22 protein-coding genes and 2 pseudogenes are annotated in these 21,155 nt (G+C 72.6%); 11 read left to right on the forward strand and 13 right to left on the reverse strand.

Translation table 11 applies throughout. From position 1 onward, the window contains the following. Positions 1-313: hypothetical protein (locus tag ABT294_RS32245; protein ID WP_350810077.1), on the forward strand; the 313-nt coding region annotated here is incomplete at its 5' end. A 42-nt stretch (positions 314-355) separates the two neighbouring features. Then, the gene (locus ABT294_RS32250) at positions 356-1,075 is read left to right on the forward strand and encodes a MerR family transcriptional regulator (RefSeq protein ID WP_350810078.1); all 720 of its coding nucleotides are present in this window, start codon (positions 356-358) and stop codon (positions 1,073-1,075) included. Between the two features lie 641 nt (positions 1,076-1,716). Here ABT294_RS32250 and ABT294_RS32255 read toward each other — a convergent pair. Together ABT294_RS32255 and ABT294_RS32260 are read right to left on the reverse strand one after the other, a co-directional pair. Further along, positions 1,717-1,968, reverse strand: coding sequence for a metallothionein (locus tag ABT294_RS32255; RefSeq protein WP_350810079.1), 252 nt, complete (start codon positions 1,966-1,968; stop codon positions 1,717-1,719). A gap of 77 nt (positions 1,969-2,045) precedes the next feature. Continuing rightward, a complete protein-coding gene (locus tag ABT294_RS32260; RefSeq protein ID WP_350810080.1) occupies positions 2,046-3,164 on the reverse strand; it encodes an MFS transporter in 1,119 nt (372 codons plus the stop codon). Positions 3,165-3,237: 73 nt separating this feature from the next. Between ABT294_RS32260 and ABT294_RS32265 the strand changes: the two genes are divergently transcribed. Next, entirely contained in the window at positions 3,238-3,690 is a 453-nt protein-coding gene (locus ABT294_RS32265; protein WP_350810081.1) for a hypothetical protein, read from the forward strand. Positions 3,691-3,737: 47 nt separating this feature from the next. Here ABT294_RS32265 and ABT294_RS32270 read toward each other — a convergent pair whose 3' ends face one another. Beyond that, positions 3,738-4,265 (reverse strand): hypothetical protein, encoded by a 528-nt coding sequence (locus ABT294_RS32270; protein WP_350810082.1) that lies wholly within the window; start codon positions 4,263-4,265, stop codon positions 3,738-3,740. 407 nt (positions 4,266-4,672) lie between these two features. Beyond that, positions 4,673-8,149, reverse strand: a complete 3,477-nt coding sequence (locus tag ABT294_RS32275; protein ID WP_350810083.1) for a protein kinase domain-containing protein — start codon at positions 8,147-8,149, stop codon at positions 4,673-4,675. A 94-nt stretch (positions 8,150-8,243) separates the two neighbouring features. On the opposite strand from ABT294_RS32275, the gene ABT294_RS32280 reads away from it, so the two are divergent. Both ABT294_RS32280 and ABT294_RS32285 read left to right on the forward strand, forming a co-directional pair. Continuing rightward, on the forward strand, positions 8,244-8,687 hold the full coding sequence (locus ABT294_RS32280; protein WP_350810084.1) for a carboxymuconolactone decarboxylase family protein: 444 nt from the start codon (positions 8,244-8,246) through the stop codon (positions 8,685-8,687). A gap of 285 nt (positions 8,688-8,972) precedes the next feature. Beyond that, complete coding sequence (locus tag ABT294_RS32285; RefSeq protein WP_350810085.1) at positions 8,973-9,140, forward strand: hypothetical protein; 168 nt, start codon at positions 8,973-8,975, stop codon at positions 9,138-9,140. On the opposite strand, the gene ABT294_RS32290 is transcribed toward ABT294_RS32285, so the two are convergent. The 3 genes from ABT294_RS32290 to ABT294_RS32300 are packed head-to-tail and all read right to left on the reverse strand — an operon-like array spanning position 9,137 to position 11,140. Continuing rightward, positions 9,137-10,003 (reverse strand): RNA polymerase sigma-70 factor, encoded by an 867-nt coding sequence (locus tag ABT294_RS32290; RefSeq protein ID WP_350810086.1) that lies wholly within the window; start codon positions 10,001-10,003, stop codon positions 9,137-9,139. The two genes, ABT294_RS32285 and ABT294_RS32290, sit on opposite strands and share 4 nt — an antisense overlap. Next, entirely contained in the window at positions 9,975-10,592 is a 618-nt protein-coding gene (locus ABT294_RS32295; RefSeq protein WP_350810087.1) for a pyridoxamine 5'-phosphate oxidase family protein, read from the reverse strand. The genes ABT294_RS32290 and ABT294_RS32295 overlap by 29 nt, the downstream gene beginning before the upstream one ends. Before the next feature lie 32 nt (positions 10,593-10,624). Further along, complete coding sequence (locus ABT294_RS32300; protein WP_350810088.1) at positions 10,625-11,140, reverse strand: winged helix-turn-helix transcriptional regulator; 516 nt, start codon at positions 11,138-11,140, stop codon at positions 10,625-10,627. 45 nt (positions 11,141-11,185) lie between these two features. Between ABT294_RS32300 and ABT294_RS32305 the strand changes: the two genes are divergently transcribed. Next, on the forward strand, positions 11,186-12,526 hold the full coding sequence (locus ABT294_RS32305; protein WP_350810089.1) for an MFS transporter: 1,341 nt from the start codon (positions 11,186-11,188) through the stop codon (positions 12,524-12,526). Here the strand turns inward: ABT294_RS32305 and ABT294_RS32310 are convergent. Continuing rightward, a complete protein-coding gene (locus ABT294_RS32310) occupies positions 12,492-13,151 on the reverse strand; it encodes a CGNR zinc finger domain-containing protein (RefSeq protein ID WP_350810090.1) in 660 nt (219 codons plus the stop codon). The two genes, ABT294_RS32305 and ABT294_RS32310, sit on opposite strands and share 35 nt — an antisense overlap. Before the next feature lie 49 nt (positions 13,152-13,200). Between ABT294_RS32310 and ABT294_RS32315 the strand changes: the two genes are divergently transcribed. Next, positions 13,201-14,052, forward strand: a complete 852-nt coding sequence (locus tag ABT294_RS32315; protein ID WP_350810091.1) for an alpha/beta fold hydrolase — start codon at positions 13,201-13,203, stop codon at positions 14,050-14,052. Positions 14,053-14,085: 33 nt separating this feature from the next. Here ABT294_RS32315 and ABT294_RS32320 read toward each other — a convergent pair. Beyond that, positions 14,086-14,193, reverse strand: a pseudogene (locus ABT294_RS32320) (CGNR zinc finger domain-containing protein); the annotation flags it as partial. Positions 14,194-14,216: 23 nt separating this feature from the next. Next, a complete protein-coding gene (locus ABT294_RS32325; RefSeq protein ID WP_350810092.1) occupies positions 14,217-14,807 on the reverse strand; it encodes a TetR/AcrR family transcriptional regulator in 591 nt (196 codons plus the stop codon). A gap of 51 nt (positions 14,808-14,858) precedes the next feature. Here ABT294_RS32325 and ABT294_RS32330 point away from each other — a divergent pair. Beyond that, a pseudogene (locus ABT294_RS32330) lies at positions 14,859-14,996 on the forward strand (SDR family NAD(P)-dependent oxidoreductase); the annotation flags it as partial. A gap of 80 nt (positions 14,997-15,076) precedes the next feature. Continuing rightward, positions 15,077-15,637, forward strand: a complete 561-nt coding sequence (locus ABT294_RS32335) for an SDR family oxidoreductase (protein ID WP_350810093.1) — start codon at positions 15,077-15,079, stop codon at positions 15,635-15,637. Between the two features lie 105 nt (positions 15,638-15,742). Here ABT294_RS32335 and ABT294_RS32340 read toward each other — a convergent pair whose 3' ends face one another. Genes ABT294_RS32340 through ABT294_RS32350 form a run of 3 tightly spaced genes read right to left on the reverse strand, consistent with a single transcriptional unit; the run spans position 15,743 to position 19,100 of the window. Next, positions 15,743-18,193: an FtsX-like permease family protein gene (locus tag ABT294_RS32340; protein ID WP_350810094.1), complete on the reverse strand. Its 2,451-nt coding sequence runs from the start codon at positions 18,191-18,193 to the stop codon at positions 15,743-15,745. Further along, the gene (locus ABT294_RS32345; protein ID WP_350810095.1) at positions 18,190-18,921 is read right to left on the reverse strand and encodes an ABC transporter ATP-binding protein; all 732 of its coding nucleotides are present in this window, start codon (positions 18,919-18,921) and stop codon (positions 18,190-18,192) included. The genes ABT294_RS32340 and ABT294_RS32345 overlap by 4 nt, the downstream gene beginning before the upstream one ends. After that, positions 18,918-19,100 carry a hypothetical protein gene (locus ABT294_RS32350; RefSeq protein WP_350810096.1) on the reverse strand — a complete coding sequence of 61 codons (183 nt, stop codon included), beginning with the start codon at positions 19,098-19,100 and terminating at the stop codon, positions 18,918-18,920. The genes ABT294_RS32345 and ABT294_RS32350 overlap by 4 nt, the downstream gene beginning before the upstream one ends. A gap of 109 nt (positions 19,101-19,209) precedes the next feature. Here ABT294_RS32350 and ABT294_RS32355 point away from each other — a divergent pair, with 109 nt between their 5' ends. Continuing rightward, positions 19,210-20,442, forward strand: a complete 1,233-nt coding sequence (locus ABT294_RS32355) for a sensor histidine kinase (protein WP_350810097.1) — start codon at positions 19,210-19,212, stop codon at positions 20,440-20,442. Between the two features lie 22 nt (positions 20,443-20,464). Further along, positions 20,465-21,109: a response regulator gene (locus tag ABT294_RS32360; RefSeq protein ID WP_350810098.1), complete on the forward strand. Its 645-nt coding sequence runs from the start codon at positions 20,465-20,467 to the stop codon at positions 21,107-21,109. The last annotated feature ends 46 nt before the right edge of the window (positions 21,110-21,155 follow it).

Raw genomic sequence — 21,155 nt, forward strand, 5'->3', positions numbered from 1 at the left:
CTATGTGGGCACCTACCGCTCCAACCAGCTCCGCATCGACGTCAGCATCGTCGATGGTCAGCTCGAGGAGCGGATGACCTACGAACCGGCGGACGAAACGCAGGAGCGGATCTTCACCGAGTTCGCCGGCGGCATGACCTCCGCCCCGCCGCAGCGCTACGTGCCGATCCGGCCCGGCCTCTTCGCGCCCGCCGGATACCCACTGGAAACGTTCGACGGATACCTGCGACTGCTGCTCGTCTCCTACCACGACGCCCGCGACGGCCAAGCGCGCTTCCGCAACGGCGGCGGCCGCCTGACCCGACGGGCCTGACCGTTCCGAACGACCTGACCGCCGAGTGGAAGGATGTCCAGCATGCTCACGATTGGCCAGCTCGCGGACTACGCCGGAGTGACTATCAAAGCCATCCGCCACTATCACGAGCGCGGCCTGCTCGCCGAGCCCGACCGCGACGCGTCCGGCTACCGGCGCTACACCGCCAAAGACGCCGTCGACCTCGTCAAGATCAGGACCCTGACCCATGCGGGCGTGCCACTGGCCCGCATCAAAGACCTTCTCGACGCCGACCCGGACACCCTCACGGCAGCCATCGCCGAGATCGACCACGACCTCCAAGACCGCATCGCGCAGCTGCGGCGAACCCGCGACCAACTCACCCAGCTGCGCGGCGGCGACCGGCTTTTCGTGTCCCCGGAAGTCGCCGACTATCTCGACGACTTGCGCGAACTCGGCGTCAGCGAGCGCCAGACGCACCTGGAACGCGACGGCTGGATCCTCATGCAAACAGCCTCACCCGAGGACGCCTCCCTGTGGATCGACGAAAAGCGCGAGCTCATGACCGATCCCGAGTTCCGCGCCCTCTACCTCGAACATGACGCCGCCTACGACTGGTCGCCGAACGATCCCCGCCTCCCCGATCTCGCGGACCGTACCCGGAACTGGTTCACCCATCACCACAGTCGATCCGAGACCCGCCCCGTCCACAACCCGGCTATCGCCCGATTGGCCGCGCAATCCCAGCCCGGAGCCTCATCCCCCGCTTGGGACCGCCTCGCCGAACTCATGAAGGGCTAGCCTCGGTCTTGCGTGCTGCTCGGCTGGGAGTGTCTGATCTCCGGCTCGGTCTTTCCGCGGCCGGTCATGCGGTCACGAATCGGCGGGCTCGGCCGGGCTGCTGGGTTCGGGGCCGGTGAGTCGGGCCAGGGCGTACTTTGCGGAACGCGGTGACCAGGCGACTGCGGTCGTCGGCGCGGGTGGCCAGGACGACGTGCGCCGGTTCGACTCCGTCCAAGGCAATCATGGTCAGGTCGGGGCGCAGGGCTCTGATGTCGTGGCCAGCGGATGCCGGTCACGTTCACCAGCACAGCGCCGGTCGAGCGGGCGGCGGTCTGCCAGCTGGACCGGCGTGGACGGCCAGACCTGGCCGCCCGCGCCGGACACCGCCTATCCGCGGATCCTCGGCGCGAACGGGTCGAAGATGGCCGCGCTGGCCGAACTCGGCTGACCTCGGCCGATCAGCCCAGTACAAGGGTGAAATCGACGACGCCCTGGCTACCCTCGCCGAGCGCTGCTGGCGGCGGGAGAGAAGGCAGGCCGAACGCCTGGGCCTGCGTTCTTCGGCCCCGAGGAGTTCGCCGGCCTCGTCGGCTCGTTCCTCTGATCAGGCCCGCTCGCTCCTGGTCGCCCGCCTAGGCGGATGACCTGGTCGCCCGCGCCTAGGCGGATGTTCCTGCCATCACGCGGTCGACGAGGCCCGTGGTGCCCTCCTGGCGGGCGCAGTGCGCGCAGCAGTACCAGTGCTCGCCCGACTGGACCCCGTGGCCGATGACCCTGGTGCCGCAGTGCTCGCAGATCGGCGCCATCGTCTGGATCGCGCACTGGAAGGAGTCGAAGGTGTGCACCCCGCCCTGGGCGTGCACCTCGAAGGCCATGTCGTAGTCGTTGCCGCAGGCTTCGCAGACGGCCATGGTGATCACCTCACGCTCTCTGTTCGCCGGGCTGATACCCCGTCGCCTGCCCTGGTTGTCCCAAGGTATGACCATGTTCACGTCCTGAAGGATTGGGCCAGGAGCGGGAGCGCCAGCAGGCCGAGGGCGGCCAGCGCGGCGGGCAGGCCGATCCAGGACGTGAGGGCGGCCACCAGCAGGGGGCTGACGACGAAGCCCGCGTACGAGATCGTCGAGAGCGCCGACACCAGGGTGCCCGTGGGGTCCTCGGCCGCGGCCTGACTGAGCACGGCCGGGACGAGCGGGCCCAGGGCCAGCCCGGTCAGCGCGAACCCGGCCAGCGAGGCCACCGCCGAGCCGCCGAGGCCCGCCAGCGCGATGCCCGCGCCGCCTCCCGCGCCCGCCGCCAGGTAGTGGAATCTGGTCGGCAGGCGGGGCAGGGCCTGGGCGATGATCCTGCCCGCCGTGAGCGCCCCCATGTAGACGGCCGGGGCGGCGCTCGCCACCAGCGCCGACGCGTCCCGGTGCTCCTCCAGAAGCAGCACCGACCACTGCTCGACGGCGTTCTCGATGATCAGGACGCACGCGATGAGCCCGCCTATGACGAGGGCGGCCGTCCAGCGACGCCGTCCGCCAGCCTGGTCGTCGGCGGGCGGCAGGCCGTCCTTCCCCGCGGGGAGGGTGACGAGTGACGTGGACGCGGCCAGGACGGCCACGGCGGCGGCCACCAGCACGGTCCGGGGGCTGAGGCCGAGTTCTCGGGCCAGGCCGGTGGCGGGGGCGGCGACGATCACCGCGACGGGGAAGGCGGCGTGCACCGGCTGGAACAACCTGCGACCGGTCTCCCGCTCGGCCCGTCCAGTCGCCAGGTTGAGCGCCACGTCGATCGCCCCGCTCGTCGCGCCGACCAGCAACAGGGGCAGCCCGAGCGCCAGGAGCGGCGCCAGCCGGCCGGCCTCCGACGAGGTGAGCAGGGCGAGGACGGCGAGACTCAGGGCGAAGGAGACGCAGGAGATGGCGAGGCCGGCGCGCTCTCTGCCCCTGGCCAGGCGGCCCGCGAGGACCATCGCCGGGATCGCGCCCACCGGCACGGCGCTCAGCGCGAGGCCGAGGTCTGCCGGGGAGACGGCGAGTTGTTCCTTGACGGCCGGAAGCAGCGCCGACCAGGAGCCCCAGGACACTCCCCAGGCCGCACAGACGAGAACCAGCGCCTTCACCACATCCCCTTGCAGTACGGTTATGTCCCGGTAAAGATCGACGATCTCCATAATGTCTACGGAAGGGAAGCTTGTGCTTACGCGAACGGTCATCGCGGCCACTCTGGCCGCCGCCGGGATCGCCGCCACCCCCGCCGCCGCCTCCGCCACCACTGCCGCCCCCTACTCCCCCGAGCAGATCTGCGGCCCGGGCTTCCACCGCGTCGAGGACGGCCACCGGGAGATGCGGACCCGCAAGGGCGTCCTCCTCGGCCACGTGTACCTGATGTACAACAAGCGCAGCGGCAAGAACTGCGTGGCCGCGATCAAGACCGCGTTCACGGGCACCCGCACGGTCACCGGCGCCAGCATCGAGGTGCGCGGCGGCGCCCGCTCGCAGGACGTGCGCCGGTACAAGTACTACGCCGAGACCGGGCACGTCGACGGAAGCTGGAAGTGCGTGAAGTACGCCGGCTGGACCCGCGACCCCGACAACCGGATCGAGGCCTGGGGCGGACGCAAGTCCTGGGGCAACTGCCGGGGCTAGCGGACGACCGCCGGGTGGCCGCGACGCCTTTTGAGACGACCCCAGGGTTAGCGGGTGGTCAGCGTCGCCTCCTGCTGGGAGGCCAGGCCGTTCCAGGACGAGGTGACGCAGCCCGCCAGGAGGGTCACCCCGGACAGCACGCCGCTGACGAACGGAACCCAGTCCAGCGCGGAAGTCGCCGCCATGACGAAGCCGACGACGCCGAGCACGGTGAGGACGGCGCCGGGCAGCGCGATCGAGCGGCTCTTCCACACCGGGGCCAGCGCGACGAAGTGCACGCCGACGACGAACGCGATCCAGGCGACGTTGGCCTGTTCAGGGACCTGCCAGGCACGCATGAGCGCGATGCCGCCGAACAGGGCGACGGCCTCGACGACGACGACCACGGCGAAACCCCGGCCGAACATGGCGGCTCCCTGGGCCTGGCCGGGGAGAGCCGGTTCGACGCCGGTGGCCCGCGCACGGCGGATGGCCTGGAACCACATGGCGATGACGCTCGCCAGAGCGAGAGCGGCGACTATCCGGAGAAGGGTGCCGATCACCGCGTTGAGGGGGGCGTGGGCGTTGATGAACACGAAAATCGCACCAAAGGTAGCGCCGATCAACATACCCGTCATTCGTTGCATATGGCGAACACTATCGGGGTCCTGACATCACAATGATGTTGGTCCGCCGCCGCTGATCCAGCCGACCGGCCCGGCGCGCCGATCCCCGCGACCACCGGCCCGGCGCGACCCGCACAGCAACCCGACCCGCACGGCAGCCCGACCCGCTCGGTGGTAGGGGCGCACGGTGATTCGGACCCTCGGTGGTTTCGACCCTCGGTGGTTCCGACCCTCGGTGGTTCCGACCCTCGGTGGTTCGGAGCGCGCGGTGGCGCGAGTGAGAGTCTGGTCCGGGCGCCTGGATGCGTGGGTGGCCGGAACAGCGGTGTGGGTGGCCGGGCCGGTGGTCTGGGAGTGCTGGGGTCGAGGGGGCTGAGCTAGCAGACCTTTCGGTACGGGACGTCCTTCAGGTAGCGGTTCCAGTCGGACTCGCTCAGCGCGTGGCCGACGCGCCGGCACACCGCCGCCGCGACCTGCTCCGGCCCGACGGGGAACTCCGTGACGGCGCCGTCGGCCGAGTAGTACAGCTGGGTTCCGTCGGCGCTGAAAGTCAGCGAGTCGGTGTCCTGGATCGTCTGGGTGTCGAAGAAGCCGCCGATCCGCCGCCTGTTGAGGGGATCCCAGAGCTGGACATCGCCCCCGCCGCCCGTCGCGAGCAGGTCACCGGCAGGTGAGAAGGCCAGGGCGCCGCTCCCGCCTCCGGATCTGGCCAGCATGGGCCGCACCGCCTTAGGCCCGGTGGGGTCCCAGAGCGAGACGCGTCCCATCTCGTCATAGGCGACGGCCATGAGGCCGCGGCTGCTCAGAGCGACGCCTGCGCCTCCGCGCCAGGACGTGTCGTAGCCCGTCCCGACCGGCTTGCCGGTGGCGACGTCCACGAACCTGCCGGAGCCGGTGGCGAGCCGCTTGCCGTCGGGCAGGTACGGGCCGCCGTCGCCGATCGTGCGGCTGTCGTGCAGGACGCGGCCGGTGGCGGCGTCGAGCACCGCCAGCCGGTAGTCATCGGCCTGGCCGCGCGGGCCGAGCGTGAGGGCGATGGTCCGGCCGTCGGGGCTGAACTCGGCCCGTGACGGCATCTGGGAGTCGGAGTGCGGTGAGAGGATCGACCAGATCCGTTTGCGGGTGCCGACGTCGATCAGCTCGATCCGGCCCGACTCCTGCCCGATGATGAGCCGCCTGCCTGGCGGGTCGAAGACCAGCAGCTGGGAGGCGCTGTCGGCCTGGATGGGGAATCGGGCGACCTCCTTGTGCCCGCGCACGTCCCACAGCCGGACGTGCTTGGCTTCGAAGCCTCCGATCGCGGCCCACTGGCTGCCGGGGCTGAGGACGGCCTTGCCTCCCATCTTGGTCGAGGCCGCGCGCGGGGCGAGGTCCACGCTGATGACGGCGTCGTCCTCCAGGTAGCGCAGCGTCGTGCCGTCGAACCTGACGTCGGTCAGCTGGCCCTCGGCCTGGTAGGAGAGGAGTTCGTACTCGTGGTCGGCGACCTTCCAGACCTGGATGTTCCGCTTGTTGTACGCGGCGAGGTAGCGGCCGTCGGGGCTGAAGCGGAGCTGCGAGTAGAAGGAGTCGCCGCAGACGTCGCAGGACCAGTCGCGCGTGTCGCGGCGGCGTCCGGTGGCCGCGTCCACGAGCACCACGTCGCTGCCCGCGCAGGCCAGGCTGGCGCCGTCGGGCGAGAACGCGGCGACCGGGCGGGATTTGCCGCAGCGGGAGTAGCGGCGCTCCGGGGTCAAACCGGGCAGGGCGCGCACGGCGAAGCCGTCGTCCGGGAGCACCAGGTGCCTGCCGGTCTGGTCGATCAGCGGAGCCCAGCTGGGCAGATCGGCGCCCTTGCCGAACGTCCTGCCTGTGCGGATGTCCACCAGGTGGTCGAGGGTGCTGTCGTCGGTGACGGCGAGGGTGGCCTCGTCCTCGCCCATCGTGACGTGCTTGTCCGAGCTGCCCGGCGGGAAGCTCTGCTTGAGCAGCCGCTTGCCGGTGGCGAGGTTCCAGACGCCGAACTCGTCGTACGTGGCCAGCATGAGGAGCCGACCGGTCCTGCTCAGCACCGGGTCCTGACGCATCCCCCCGTTCAGCCCCTGCCCCTGCCAGCCGCCCGTGCGCCTGCCGGTGCGGACGTCGTACACGTTGACGCCGCCCTCGCTGACGCTGACCAGCGTGTGGCCGTCGCGGCTGAGCGCCCTGCTGGCCACGCCCTTGACCGGCGGGTCGCGGAAGACGGCGGTTTCGTGCTGCTGGAACGAGGCCGTCAGCGCGGAGCGGGCCTCGCTCTGCGGGGAGACCCGCCAGGCGGCCACGCTGAGCTGCATGGCCAGGACCGGGTCGGTGGTGCGCATCCGGTCCGCCTCCGCGGCCACCTGCTTGGCGGTGAGGACGTCGCGCTGCTCCGTGGCCTGCTGGCGCTGCCACAGCGCCAGCCCGCCCGCCACCAGCGACACCACCAGCAGTCCTGCCAGCGCTGTGGTGGTCAGGGTCTTGAGCCTGGTGCGTTTCCTGGTCAGCGCGGTGCCCGCCTGGAGGAAGTCGCGCTCGCGCGGGGTGAGCGTCACGTGGCGGCGGCCGGTGGCGGCCCAGCTGAGCGCCTGTTCCAGACGGCTGCCCTGCAGCAGGTCGCCGTCGCGCCTGCCGTGCTCGGTCCAGTGTCGCGCCGCGCTGGTGATCTGGCTCAGCACGGCGAGCCCCTCGCGGTCGGCGTCCACCCACATGCGCAGGCGCGGCCAGGCGCGCAGCAGCGCCGGACGCGACAGCGCGACCGACTCGTTCTCCACGGTGACGACGTACGCGAACGCGCGCAGGACGCGCCGGACGGCGACGGCCTCGTGCTCGGGACGTCCGCCGAACAGCTCGTCGTGGGAGGCCGACCTGCCGGTCTCGTGGCCGTCCCCGTCGACGGCGACCAGGCGCAGGAACACCTCGGCGGCCAGGTCGCGCTCCTGCGGGCCGAGCGCGGTGTAGGCGTCCTCGGCGAGGGTGCCGAGCGCCGGGTCGCCGTCACTCTGCCCGCGCACGCCCTCGGCGGCGCGGCTGCCCTGGGTCAGAAGCCCCCGAGTGTCGGCGCCGTTGCCGCTGACCAGCGCGAGCAGCAGGTCGCGGGAGGTCGGCCTGGTCGCGGGGTCCTTGCGCAGCGCGACCGAGACCAGCGCGGCCAGCCGGGGCGGCAGCGCGCCGAGGTCGGGCTGCTGCGACAGCACCCGGTGCATGACGCCGCCCAGGTTGTCGGCCTCGAACGGGTCCTGCCCGGTGGCGGCGAACACCATGATCGCGCCCCACGCGAACACGTCCGCGGGAGCGCCCGCCCGCTGACCGGTGAACACCTCGGGCGCCATGTAGCTGGGCGTGCCTGACACCTCGCCGGTCCTGGTCAGCGACATGTCGAGGGTCCGCGCGATGCCGAAGTCGATCACTCGTGGGCCGTCGGGGCCGAGCAGGACGTTGTCGGGTTTGAGGTCGCGGTGGATGACGCCCGCCTCGTGGATCGCCGTCAGCGCGGTCGCGACGGCCGTCGCCAGCCGGTGCAGGTCGTCACCGGTGAACCTGCGTCCGTCGCGCACCGCCTGTCGCAGGCTCGGCCCCGCGACGTACTCCGACACGATGTACGGCCTGGGCCCGTCCAGGTCGGCGGCCAGCACCCTGGCCGTGCAGAACGACGCCACCCTGCCCGCGGCCGTCGCCTCCTTGGCGAAGCGGTCGCGGCTGCCGCCGTCGCCGGTCGCGTGCAGCATCTTGAGCGCCACCCGGCGGCCGTCGGCGTCGTACGCCTCGTAGACGACGCCCTGACCGCCCGAGCCGAGCCGTCCTGCCAGCCAGTACTCACCGATGTGCTGCGGATCCCCCGCGCTCAGCGATTCCACGGCCGGTTAGACGCAGATCGTTACCCTGGAGTTGTCACACTTTCGCCCCCCTGTACCGTCCACTCCGCGTTTCCGACGAACTCAGGAGGATCCGATGACCGAGCGTCTCAACGTGGCGGAGCTGGCCCCAGAGGCCTACAAGCACTTCATCGGCGTCGAGGGGTTCCTGCAGCGCAGCGGCGTCCCGCACACCACGATCGAGCTGATGAAGCTGCGCGCCAGCCAGATCAACGGCTGCGCGTACTGCGTCGACATGCACAGCAACGCGCTGAACACGGCGGGCGAGAGCGACCAGCGGCTGTGGGGGGTGGCCGTCTGGCGCGAGATGCCCTGCTACACGCCCGCCGAGCGGGCCGCGCTGGCCCTGACGGAGGAGGCCACCAGGCTGGCCGACCGGGAGGCCGTGCCTGACGCGGTGTGGCAGGAGGCGGCCGAACACTACGACGAGAAGCAACTCGCCGCGCTGGTGGTGGCCGTCGCCATGATCAACGCGTGGAACCGGATCGGGGTGACGACGCGCCTGGCCCCACTGGACTGAGCCGTCGCACGCGGCGGGCGGTTGGCTGCAACCGCCCGCCAACCCGTCGGCAAGCGGACGAGCGCACAGTTGCCGCAGTGGTACCGAGCACCGACAGGGGGCAGACCATGAGACGCGTGCGGATCGTCAAGCCGGTGGCCAGGCGACGCCCGGACCGGGCCAGGGAGCTGGACCTGCGAACCCCGTCAGGACGACGGCTTCCCTACTGACTTGCTTCTTACACTCAACTTACAGCGGAATCTGTAGATAACATAGGTAACAGAAACATCACGCGGGGGGCTCACGATGAAGACACTTGTGGTGGTGCCGCCACTGGTTGCCAGGCACACGGTGCGCGACATCCGTTCCGTGGTTCGCCGTAGGCCCGCCGCCGACCCCAAGGTCGTCGACCTGCGCGCCTACAGCGGCCGCAACGTGATCCGCTTTCCCGGCGGCCCCACCCCGGCCGCCTAGGGCTCCCGCAGGTGTGACAGCTTCGCGGGGTTGAGCACCGCCCAGATCCTGGAGATCAGATCGCCGTCGAGGTCGATCGCCACCACGGCGGCGATCCTGCCGTCGAGCCGGCCCACGATCGCGGGCCGGCCGTTGTACTCCTCGAAGGAGTACTCGTACCCGACGCCGAACTTGGCGAGGGTGCCCGCCGCCCACGTCGCCAGCCTGGCCGGGCCCTCGATCGGCCGTCTGGCCGCGACGACCTTGCCGCCGCCGTCGGCCCAGGCCGCCACGTCCCGGGTGAGCAGCCGCTCCAGGCTCTCCAGGTCGCCGTCGGACGCGGCCTTCAGGAACCGCTCCACCACCTCGCGCCAGTGTTCCGGGCTCGGCCGGTCGAACCTGCGCGGCTCGCCCAGCCTGCGCCGCGCCCTGCCCCGCAGCTGCCTGCAGTGGGCCTCCGACAGGTCGAGCACCTCGGCGATCTCGCGGTAGTCGTAGGCGAACGCCTCGCGCAGCACGAAGACGGCCCGCTCGGCCGGAGTCAGCCGTTCGAGCAGGACGAGCAGCGCGATCGAGACCGAGTCGCGCTGCTCGGCCGTCTCCAGCGGGCCCAGCCGGGCGCTCTGGACGGGCTCGGGCAGCCAGGGCCCGACGTAGCTCTCCCTGGTGACCCGGGCCGAGGTCAGCCGGTTGAGGCAGAGGTTGGTCACCACCCTGGCCAGCCAGGCGGCGGGGTTGTCGGGCGAGGCGTCGCGCCAGCGCAGGTAGGCGTCCTGGACGACGTCCTCGGCCTCGGCGGCCGAGCCGAGCAGCCGGTAGGCCAGGCCGAACAGCCGTTGCCGGTGTTCCTCGAACTCAGTAGAGCTTCTTGGCGTAGGACTCACCGTAGTAGGCCTCGAGCTGCTCCAAGGTCTCCTCGACCGCCTGCACGTCCTTGACCAGGGTGGCGTGCGAGGGCAGGCCGTCGGGCCGCCACTGGTCGGGCTTCCACAGGCCGGAGCGCATGAACGCCTTGGCGCAGTGGAAGAAGATCTGGTCGATCTCGACGACGAGCGCGAGGTGCGGACGGTGATGCTTGACGATCATCTCGTCGAAGAAGGGGGCCTCGCGGATCAGGCGGGCGCGGCCGTTGATGCGGAGCGTCTCGTTGCGTCCGGGGATCAGCGAGATAAGCCCCACATGCGGATTTTTCAGGATATTGAGGAATCCGTCTGCTCTGCGGTTGCCGGGGCGGTCTGGGATGGCGATCGTGGTGTCGTCGATCACGTGGACGAATCCGGCGGGGTCGCCCTTCGGCGAGACGTCGCAGGTTCCGTCCGCGCTGGAGGTGGCGATCAGGCAGAACGGCGAGGCGGCCAGCCATTCCCTGTCGCGCTGGTGCAGGCGGACCCGCTCCTTGAACGCCGCCCGCGGCATGACCTCGCCCAGTAGCTCGCGCAGTTCGGCCTCGGACTCGATCTCCGCCCAGCTCATCTGCTCTCCCTTCGGGGGTTTCTCCAATCTTGTCAGGGAATCGGATCCAGCATCCGATGGGGTGCCCGCAGCGCGACGCTGACCCGGTCGTCCCTGATGTCCGCCAGCCCGGGGCCTGGACGCATCTCGACGTCCTCGACGGGCGCCTGGACGCCGCAGGCCGCGCAGAACGCGACCTGGTCGAGGCGGGTGCCGCACGGCAGGTGGAAGAAGAGGCGGCACGGACTCCCGGCGAGGTTCCGCTGGCCCCACTGTGACAGGGCGAGGATGGGCAGCCAGAGCTCGCGGCCCACCGGGGTCAGCACGTACTCCTCGCGCGGCGGCGCCTCCTGGTAGCGGCGCTTCGCCAGGATCCCGGCTTCGACCAGGGCCGACAAGCGCTGCGAGAGCACCGCCCTGGGCATGTCGAGGTGGGCCAGGAAGTCGCCGTAACGGCGCACGCCGTACATCGCGTCGCGGACGACGAGCAGGGTCCACCGTTCGCCGACCACTTCCAGGGCCTTGGCCAGCGAGCAGTCCTGGCCGTCGTAGTTCTTGCCGAGCGCCATGACCCCACCCTAGTTCATTCAACGAACCGTGGTACGGTGCGCGGCATGAGTTCAATGACCGAACCAACGGTACGGCGGGAGATTCTGGCCGTGGCGTCCGCGGCGCCGCTGCTCGTGCTGACGAACTACACGGTGCCGATGGTCACGCTGCCCGAGACGGCGCGGGCGCTCGGGGCGGGGCCGACGGGGCCGGTGTGGATTCTCGGGGCGATCGCGCTCGGACTGTCGGCGTTACTGCTGGTCTCGGGCGGGCTGGCCGACGACTACGGGCGCAAGCGGGTCCTGGTGATCGGGACGGTCGTGCTCGCCGCGGCGAGCGTGATGGCCGCGGTGAGCACGACGGTGCCGATGTTCGTGGCGGCCCGGCTGGTGCAGGGCGGGGCCAGCGCGGCGATGCTGGCGGCCAGCCTCGGCCTCGTGGGGCACGCCTACCCGTCGGGGCCCGAGCGGATGCGGGCCACCGGCAGGTACGGGGCGATGATCGGGCTGGGCACCGCCGTGGGGCCGCTGCTGTCCGGGGCGCTCGCCACGGTGGCGAGCTGGCGGGCGGTGTACTGGCTGATGGCCGTCGCCGCGGCGGCCCTGGCCGTGGTGTCGGCGCGGGCTCTGGAGGAGTCGCGCTCGGCCGAGCCGCGCCGGTTCGACGTGCCGGGCGTGGTGCTGCTCACCCTGGGCGTGGCCGCGCTGCTGGCGGGCGTGACCGAGGGACGTCTCGGCTGGTCGCGTCCGGTGGTGCTGGCGGCGTTCGGAGCTGCCGCCGTGCTGGTCGCGGCGTTCGTCCAGGTGGAGCGGCGGCGGGCCGAGCCGCTGCTGGACCTGGACCTGTTCCGGCGGCCGGTGTTCCTGGTCGCGACGGGCGGCGCGCTGGTCGTCGGCGCGGCCGTGATCGGCCTGCTCAGCTACCTGCCGACCGTGCTGCAGGCCGCGCACGGGCTGACGCCGCTGGTCACGGCGGCGCTCTTCTGCGTCTGGTCCGGGCTGTCGTTCGCGGCGGCGCTGCTGTCGAGGCACGTGCGGCTGGGCGCGGCGGCGCGGCTGGCGCTCGGGCTGGCGCTGAGCGCGGTGGGCTTCGCCGGGCTGCTGGGCGTCGCGTCCTCGTTCACGCCCGCACTGGTGGTCGCCGGGCTGGCCGTGAGCGGGGTCGGCGGCGGACTGATCAACTCCTCGATCACCCATCTGGCGATCGAGAGCGTGCCCAGGCACCGGGTCAGCATGGGGTCGGGCGCGAACAACACCGCCCGCTACGTCGGCTCCTCGCTGGGCGCGGCCGGGGTGGCGGCGGTCGTCGGGGCGCTGGGGCTGCGTGAGGGGGCGACGGTGGCCGTGGCCGGGTGCATCGTGCTGACGGCCGTCACCGCGGTGGCGGCTCTGGCGACCCGCCGCTGAGCCTGGCGCGGTGCAGGCGCACCTTCTCGCGGTTGCCGCATCTGCGCATCGAGCACCACTGCCGCTTGCCCGCGTTGGACCTGTCGGTGAAGCGCAGCCCGCAGGTCGGGCTGGCGCAGACGCGGATCTGGAGCCGGTCCGCGGTGCCGAGCAGGGCCACCGCGTCATGGGCGATCTCCGCGAGCGCCGCCTCCGCGGGATCGGCCGGCGCGGGACGCACCAGGGAGAGGTCGGCCGCGAGCTGGAGCACCGGGGCTCGCCGCCGGGCGGCCCAGGCGTTGACCACGGCGAGATCGTCCGGGGCCGGGGAAGGCACCGCCCCCGCGGCCGGGACCTGTTCCACGGCACGATCCTGGCCCTGACCTCGGACCTGTGCCTCCCCCGTGGCCGGGAGCCGTTCCGCACCGGCGAGCGCGGCGTCGACGCAGCGGCTGATCGCGTCGCGCAGCTCGCGGGCCTCGCGCAGGCGCTCGTCATCGGCGCGCGCGCCCGTGTGACCGGCGGCTTCCAGCCAGGCGACGAGGTCGCCGGGCTCGCGCAGTTGCTCCCGGCCGCCCGTTTTGCGGTCGCGGTACGTGTTCACCAGGTCGAGGCTCGGCCTGCCCCCGTCCCACACCCAGTCCATGTCTTAACTCTATGATGCGGTTACCTGTAACCTCATCGTGGAGTTAGCAATGGCGGAATCGCGAACGGCCGACCTCGACGGCCTGCGCATGCACTACCTCATCGAAGGCGACGGGCCGCTGCTCGTCCTGTTGCACGGCTGGCCGCAGACCGGGCACTGCTGGCGCAAGGTCATCCCGGCGCTGGCCGAGCAGCACACGGTCGTCGCCCCCGACCTGCGCGGATACGGCCGGACCGACAAGCCCGCGTCCGGCTACGACAAGCGCACGATGGCCGCCGACGTCCGCCGGCTCGCCCACACGCTCGGCCACCGGACGCTGTCGCTGGCCGGGCACGACAGAGGCGCCCGCGTCGCCCACCGCTACGCCCTCGACCACCCGGACGAGGTGGAACGGGCCGCCTTCCTCGACATCATCCCCACCAGGGAGATGTGGCGCCGCTACGACATGACCACCGGCTTGGCCCTCGGCACCTGGCACTGGACCTTCCACCTCCAGCCCGACCTGCCGGAACTGCTGGCCGGCGCGGACGTGCGGGCCTACCTCGGCTACTTCTTCGAGAAGTGGACGGTACGGCGGGCGGAGCTGGAGGTCGAGGAGTACGTCCGGGCCTTCTCCCAGCCCGGCGCGCTGCGGGCCGGGTTCGACGACTACCGGGCCTCCTTCCCCGACGACGCCGCCCATGACGACGCCGACTGGGAGGCGGGCAGGCGGCTGGAGATGCCGGTGCTCGCCCTGTGGGGGTCGGCCGGGCTGCCCAGCCGGGTGCCGGTGCTGGACATCTGGCGCGAGTACGCGCGCGACGTCCGGGGCGCCGAGATCCCCGACTGCGGCCACTTCCTGCAAGAGGAGCGCCCCGACCTCGTCCTGTCCCACCTGCGCGAGTTCCTGGCGCGCGGCTGACCCGGGCCCGCACCCTGGTGCCGTCGCCGAGGATCAGCGGACGTTCCTCCACCGCGGTGGCGGCTCAGGCGAGCCGCCACCGAGCCTGGCGCGGTATAGGTGCGCCTTCTCGCGGTTGCCGCATCTGCGCATCGAGCACCACTACCGCCTGAGCCTCTGCGCTTTCAGAATTCGGCGTCGAAGGCTGCGGCCAGGGCGTGGCGTATGAGGGTGGGGAGGTCCTGCCGGCCGTCACCTTCAGCCCAGCGGACAAGGGCGACATGGGTGGCGGCCAGGCATGCGGAGGCCGTGCTGCGGACACGGAATTCCAGGTCGGGGTCGGTGATGCCGGCGCAGAGGGTGTCGACGACGGCGATCTCCGTGGCGTACTGGCTGTCCAGATGGCGGGCTTGCAGGGCGGGTGTGGAGATCATCAGGTGGAGGCGGGCGAGCAGGAGGTCCCGGTCGGAGTCGACGGCCGTTGCGGCGGTCTGCACCAGCGCCCGGCCGATCCGCTGACGCAGTGACCCCTCCTGCTGTTGTGCCGCCAGCGTCGCCGCGGTCTCCCGGTCGTACTCGTCGTAGAGCACCAAGTCCTCTTTGGTCGCGAAGTGCCGGTACAAGGTCATCACGGACACCCCGGCCGCCTGCGCGACCTCGTTGATCGTGGTCGCTTCGTAGCCCCGCGCCACGAACAGGCGGACTGCGTGCGCCTGAAGCGTGCGCCGGGTCTCCGCCCGGCGCCGCTCACGCAGGCTTGCTGATTCCATTGCCATCAGGTACAAACTACCACACTGGTAGTTATTAACATGTTTGCGAGGTACGCAATGGGACAGCTGACAGGGAAGACGGCACTGGTGACTGGGGCCTCACGCGGTATCGGGCGGGCGGTCGCCGAGCGTCTCGCCGCCGACGGGGCCCTGGTCGCCGTCCACTACGGAAAGGACGCGGCAGCGGCACAGGAGACGGTCGAGCGGATCGAGCGGGCCGACGGGAGCGCATTCCCGATCGGCGCGGACCTGGAGGTCGCGGGGCCGCCGACGCGTTGTTCACCGAGCTGGAGGCCGGCCTGGCCGGACGGCGCCTGGACATCTTGGTCAACAACGCCGCGGCCGCCCCGGCCGGTCCGATCGAGACCGACACGGCCGAGCAGTTCGACCGCCTCTTCGCGGTCAACGTCAAGGCGCCCTACTTCATCATCCAGCGCGCGCTCCCGCTGCTGGCCGACGGCGGACGCATCGTCAACGTCTCCTCGGCCGTCACCCGGATCGCCAACCCCGCGCAGACCTCCTTCGCCATGACCAAGGGCGCGATAGAGACCATGAGCCGCACCCTCGCCCTGGCGCTGGGTGACCGCGGCATCACCGTGAATGTCGTCGCACCGGGCGCGACCATGACCGAGGCGAACGCGTCGCTGTTCCCGCCTGAGGCGGCGGCGTTCCTCGCCGGGCAGGCGGCGCTGGGGCGAGTCGGCCGGGCCGAGGACGTGGCCGACGTGGTGGCCCTCATCGCCTCCGACGATGCCCGCTGGGTGACCGGGCAGGTGCTGGACGCCAGCGGCGGGCTCCACCTCGGGGCTCGGGTGGCGCTTGCCTCGACAGCGTAGGGCAGTTTGTACCTCTTCCTCCTGGTGTGCGCGGCCTCGGTCACCCCATCGTCATCGGTGACTCCGACGAGCCCGGCTGACTCCTCTGCCCGCCGGGACGTCTCCTCAGGACGTACGGAGCAGGCGCCTGCCGGGCAGCTCGTGGGCGAGCCAGGCGATCACGCCCACGGCGAGGGCTGTCGCGGGGAGCAGCCATCCCGGGCCCGCTGGCCACGGACGGCCGAGGAAGCCGAGGCCGAGCAGCCCCAGCGGCACGGCCGACAGCAGCACGCCCCCGGCCACGGCCGCCACCGCGACCAGCAGCGCCTCGCCGCGGAGCATCGCCCTGAGCTGGCCGGGCGTGGCTCCGACCCGGCGGAGCGCGGCCAGCTCGGCGCCGCGTCCCGCCGTGCTGGCGACCAGCCGGTTGGCCACCGTGACCAGCACGTATCCGAGCAGCACGGCGAGCAGCGCGAGGTTCACCCACACCTCGGGCGGCACCCGGCCGGCTCCGCCGCCGACCGGGTCTCTCGACGCCTCCACTCCCGGCCAGGCGGCGGTGAGAGGCTCCGCCCCGGCCAGGCGTACCAGGACGGCGCCGTCGAGGCCGGAAGTGGTGTGGCCGGCGGCCAGGTCGCGGGAGAGCACGACGGAGCCGAAACCCAGCCCGCGCGCGTACGTCGCCACCACGCGGGCCCGCACCCTGGTGCCGTCGCCGAGGATCAGCGGACGTTCCTCGCCGACGACGGCCGACCGGTCGGCCACGGCGATGGTCGCGCCGGTGAGACCGGACAGGCCGCCCTTGGTGACGCCGAGATCCACGAGCCCCTCGGCGTCAGGGCCGAGGACGAGCGCCGGGCTGGAGTCGATCTTGTCCCTGCCGTCCTCCCGGTACGGGATCAGCACGGTGGTCGTGGCCGTCGCGGTGGCCGCCGCCACTCCCGGCGTGGCCCTGACCTCGGCGAGCAGCCCGCGCGGGATGCCGCCCAGCGCGGGTGCGGTGAGCGTCAGGTCGGCGCGGGTGCCCTCGGCGAGGTCGTTCGCGGCCGCCGCCATGACGGTGGTCTGGGTCAGGGTGTAGCCGAGCGTCAGCGTGACGACCATGCCGAGCGCCGCCACGGCCCCCGCCGTCCTGAGCGCGTGGCCGTGCGCGTTCGCCACGGCGAGCCACGCGGGCGCGGGCAGCCTGTCCGGCAGCCGGTCGGCCAGCAGCCCGGCGCCGCGCTGCACCAGCCAGGGCCCCGACAGCCCGAGCCCGATCACCGCGAGGACCCCGGTCAGGGCGGTGCCGGCCGCGCCCGCGTCCGAACGGACGAGCAGCGGCACCGACGACAGCGGGACCGTGGCGACGATCAGCAGCAGCCCGGCCCTGGCGCGCACCGGCGAGGGCGTGCGCGGCTCGCTCTGCGCCTCCGACACGGCGGCGACCGCCGGCATCCGGGACACGCGCAGCGAGCACGCCCACGCCGACACCCGCACCACGGCCGGCATCAGCAGCATGGCGGCGACGGCCGGCAGCGGGCTCCAGGTGAGCGGCAGGCGCGCCGGAAGCACGCCGAGCCCGGTGAGCAGGTCGCCGAAACGGCCGGCGAGCAGGTAGCCGAGCGCGGCGCCCGGCGCCAGCGCGAGCAGCGCGCCCACGACGCCCTGCGCGGCCACGAGCGCGCGCACCTGACGGGGTGTCGCGCCCGCCGAGCGCAGCAGCGCGAGGTCCCTTCGCTGCCTGGTGATGGAGAGCGACAGCGCCCCCGCGACGACGAAGCCGACGACGAGCAGCGTGATCCCAGCCAGCGAGCCCGCGATGACCAGCAGCAACGCCCGCGAGGCCGCCGCCCCCGGCACCTCGGCGTCGCCCTTGCCGTCTCCCGTCGCGACCTCGTACCGCTTCCCCAGGTGCCGCCTGACCTCCTGGGCGAGCGCCTCCGGGCGGCCGTCGCCGCGCAGCGCGACGAGATCGACGGTCCCCTTGCGCGGCCCCGCGTCCCGCCCGGCCAGCGTGGCGGCGGTGGCGTCGGAGAAGTACGCCTCCGGCGGCAGGGAACCGGACGCGCCCGGCTTGCCGACCAGGGCGGTGACGCGGTACCGGCCCGGGTGGCCGCCCGCCGTCAGCTGGACGTCGCCGCCGAGGCGCGCCCCGGGCAGGGCGTCCGCGGAGAGCGCCACCTCGCCGGGCCGCATGGGCGGCACGCCGGAGATGGTCACCGCGCCGGGCAGCGTCACGGACGACCAGCCGTGCCCGCCGAGCGGGACCACCGCCGGGTCCGTGACCGCGACGGGGAACGTCAGGTCACCCGTGGCGGACGTGACACCCGGGAGCGAGGCCAGCTCGGAGACCAGCGTGGCGGGCAGCACCGCGCGCTCCGGGAGGGCCACGGGCAGGTCCTCGTCCTGGGGGACCGTCTGGGGAGCGGTGACCACCACGTCGGCCCCCGCCAGCCGGTCCGCCGTCACGTGCGAGCGCAGCCCCGACTCGGCGAGGACGCCCGTGCCCGTCACCAGGGCCGTGCCGCCCAGGACGGTGCAGAACACCACGACGAGCCCGCCGAGCCCGGCCATGGCGAGCGCGGTCCTGATCATGGCCCGACCGGGGTCAGGCGGGAGCCCAGCGAGGTGAGCCTGGTCGCCAGGGCCTCCGGAGCGGGCTCCGGCAGCACCTCGACGGGACGGCCGTCGGCCATCACCAGGACCTCGTGCGCGCGGGCCGCCGCCGCGGGATCGTGGGTGACCATGACGACGGTCTGCCCCAGCTCGTCCACCAGTTCGCGCAGCAGGTCGAGCACCTCGCGGGCGCTGCGCAGGTCGAGCGCGCCGGTGGGCTCGTCGGCGAACACGACGTCGGGACGGGCCGCCAGCGCCCGGACGATCGCCGCCCGCTGCTGCTGCCCGCCCGACAGCTCGGCGGGACGGTGCCGCAGCCGGTCGCCCAGGCCCACCCGGTCCACGAGGGCGCGCAGCCAGGCACGGTCGGCGCCGGTTCCGGCGAGCCGCAGCGGCAGCGTGATGTTCTGCTCGACGGTCAGCGCGGGCAGCAGGTTGTACGACTGGAACACGAACCCGACGTGCTTCCTGCGCAGGACGGTGCGCCGGGTCTCGGTCAGCCCGCCGATGTCCACGCCGCCGAGGATGACGGAGCCGGACGTGGGCACGTCGAGCCCGGCCGCGCAGTGCAGCAGCGTGCTCTTGCCCGACCCCGACGGGCCCATCACGGCCAGGAACCGGCCGCGCGGGATCTCCAGCGACACGTCGTCGAGCGCCACCCGGTCGCCGTACCTCTTGGTGACGTTGCCGAGCGTGACGACGCTCACGAGCGCCGCCGCCTGATGTACAGCGTGATCAGGCCCGCCGCGCTGAGCACGGCGACGATGCCGCACGGCAGGGAGATCGCCGTGCCCAGCCCCGCGAGGCTGGCTACCGCGTTGCCGGAGACGGCCATGACGAGGAGCACCCAGAGCAGGCCGCGCAGACCGGTGTGAGAGTGGTTCATGCCTGGCAACGCTAGGGACGGCCACGACCAGGAGAAATCCCGCTTTCTGGTGGAAGGTGGTACAGCAGGCTGGAATGTTTCTGTTTGGGGGGCCTCATATGGTTACGGCATGAATCGGCATCCCTTCGAGGCGCTCGAACGCCTCGCGGGCGGGGTCGGCACCGCACTGCTCGCGGCGTGCGCCCTGCTCGCCTGGCTGGGCGTGGGCGTGGCCTGCCTCGCCGGCGTGGGGCTGCTGCTCGCCCCGAAGGCGCGGGCGCTGACCAGGGCGGTCGCGGAGCGCGAGCGGGCCAGGCTGAGCGGCTGGGGCACGCCCGTCGTCACCCCGTACCTGTCGGCCCCCGCCGACCGTGCCCGTCCGGACGGGAAGGGGACTTTGTCTGCCGATCCGGCCGACCGGCGGGACCTCGGCTGGCTGGCCTGCCATGGCACGCTGGGGCTGGCGGCCGGGCTGGTGGGGATGCTGCTGCCGTTCGGCGCCGTGCGCGACATCACCTTCCCGCTGTGGTGGGAGCTGCTTCCGGTGGGCGAGCGGGGGTCGGCGCTCGGGTTCCCGGTCTCCACCTGGCCGGGCGCGCTGGCGGTGTCGCTGATGGGGGTCGGCTGGGTCCTGATCGCCATGGTCGCGGGCCCGCTGCTCGCGCGGCTGCAGGCGTGGCCCGGGGTGCTGCTGCTCGGCCCGCACCCGTCCGTCGACCTGTCGGAGCGGGTGGCCAGGCTGACCGCGACGCGGGCGGGCGCGCTGCGGGCGCACGCGGCGGAACTGCGCAGGATCGAGCGGTCGCTGCACGACGGCGCGCAGAACCGGCTCGTCGGCGTGGTGGTCATGGTCGCGGCGGCCCGCCGGGCGATGGAGCGCGACCCGGCCGCCGCCCGGCCCGCGATGGAGCGCGCCCAGGCCGCCGCCGAGCAGGCACTGGCCGAGCTGCGCGGGGTCGTGCGCGGCATCCTGCCACCGATCCTGGAGGATCGTGGCCTGTCCGGCGCGCTGAGCGCGCTGGCCGCCGACTGCGCCGTGCCGTGCCGGGTGACGTCCGGCGACCTGCGGAACGTGCCGATCTCGGTGGCCGCCACCGCCTACTTCGCCGTCGCGGAGGCGCTCACGAACGTCTCCAGGCACAGCGGCGCGTCCAGCGCCCAGGTCGAGGTCGAGGTCCGGCAGTCGGGACGGACGCTGCGCATCCTGGTCACCGACGACGGCAAGGGCGGAGCCGCCGAGGACGCCGGGACGGGCCTGGCCGGCATCCGCGACCGGGTCGAGGCGCACGACGGGACGGTCAGCCTGGCCAGCCCGGCGGGCGGCCCGACGACGCTGGAAGTGGAACTCCCGTGCGCAGCATGACCGACGACGCCCTGGAGCCGACGTGCGCATCGTGATCGCCGAAGACGACGCCCTGCTGAGGGAGGGCCTCGCGCTGCTGCTGGGCGGCGAGGGGTTCGAGGTGGCGGCGGCCGTGCCGACCCCGGGCGAGTTCCTGCTCGCCGTCCAGGAGCACCGCCCGGACGTCGCGGTCGTGGACGTCCGGATGCCGCCCACCCATACCGACGAGGGGATCAGGGCGGCCGTCGAGGCCAGGCGGGTGCGGCCCGGGCTGGCGGTGCTGGTGCTGTCGGCCTACGTCGAGCAGGCCTTCGCCACCGACCTGCTGGCCGACGGCGTGGGCGGCGTCGGCTACCTGCTCAAGGAGCGGGTGGGACGGGTGGAGGAGTTCGTGGAGGCGCTGCGCCGGGTGGCCGGAGGCGGCACCGCGATCGACCCGGAGGTCGTGGCGCAGCTGTTCACCCGCCGCCGCCAGGACGACCCGCTGGACCGGCTGACGGCCAGGGAGCGGCAGGTGCTCGCGCTGATGGCCGAGGGGCTGGGCAACGTGGCGATCGCGTCCCGTCTGGTGGTGACGGACGGGGCGGTGCACAAGCACATCCGCAGCATCTTCGCCAAGCTCGACCTGGCCCCCACGGACCAGCTGGACCGCCGCGTGGCGGCCGTGCTCCGCCACCTGAACGCCTGACCCGCCACCCCGTCCAGAGGCCCGCCCCGTCTGGAGGCCAGGCGGC

It is taken from the genome of Nonomuraea sp. NPDC000554 (assembly GCF_040300065.1).
In the GTDB taxonomy this organism is placed as follows: domain Bacteria; phylum Actinomycetota; class Actinomycetes; order Streptosporangiales; family Streptosporangiaceae; genus Nonomuraea.

Excerpts from the sequence above, each read along its gene's own strand:
- ABT294_RS32325 (WP_350810092.1), bottom strand. The coding sequence starts at position 14,807 with ATGGCAATGGAATCAGCAAGCCTGCGTGAGCGGCGCCGGGCGGAGACC.
- ABT294_RS32295 (WP_350810087.1), bottom strand. The coding sequence starts at position 10,592 with ATGAGCTGGGCGGAGATCGAGTCCGAGGCCGAACTGCGCGAGCTACTG.
- ABT294_RS32255 (WP_350810079.1), bottom strand. The coding sequence starts at position 1,968 with ATGGCCGTCTGCGAAGCCTGCGGCAACGACTACGACATGGCCTTCGAG.
- ABT294_RS32350 (WP_350810096.1), bottom strand. The coding sequence starts at position 19,100 with ATGAACCACTCTCACACCGGTCTGCGCGGCCTGCTCTGGGTGCTCCTC.
- ABT294_RS32315 (WP_350810091.1), top strand. The coding sequence starts at position 13,201 with ATGGCGGAATCGCGAACGGCCGACCTCGACGGCCTGCGCATGCACTAC.
- ABT294_RS32300 (WP_350810088.1), bottom strand. The coding sequence starts at position 11,140 with ATGGCGCTCGGCAAGAACTACGACGGCCAGGACTGCTCGCTGGCCAAG.
- ABT294_RS32355 (WP_350810097.1), top strand. The coding sequence starts at position 19,210 with ATGAATCGGCATCCCTTCGAGGCGCTCGAACGCCTCGCGGGCGGGGTC.
- ABT294_RS32280 (WP_350810084.1), top strand. The coding sequence starts at position 8,244 with ATGACCGAGCGTCTCAACGTGGCGGAGCTGGCCCCAGAGGCCTACAAG.
- ABT294_RS32305 (WP_350810089.1), top strand. The coding sequence starts at position 11,186 with ATGAGTTCAATGACCGAACCAACGGTACGGCGGGAGATTCTGGCCGTG.
- ABT294_RS32250 (WP_350810078.1), top strand. The coding sequence starts at position 356 with ATGCTCACGATTGGCCAGCTCGCGGACTACGCCGGAGTGACTATCAAA.
- ABT294_RS32310 (WP_350810090.1), bottom strand. The coding sequence starts at position 13,151 with ATGGACTGGGTGTGGGACGGGGGCAGGCCGAGCCTCGACCTGGTGAAC.
- ABT294_RS32340 (WP_350810094.1), bottom strand. The coding sequence starts at position 18,193 with ATGATCAGGACCGCGCTCGCCATGGCCGGGCTCGGCGGGCTCGTCGTG.
- ABT294_RS32285 (WP_350810085.1), top strand. The coding sequence starts at position 8,973 with ATGAAGACACTTGTGGTGGTGCCGCCACTGGTTGCCAGGCACACGGTG.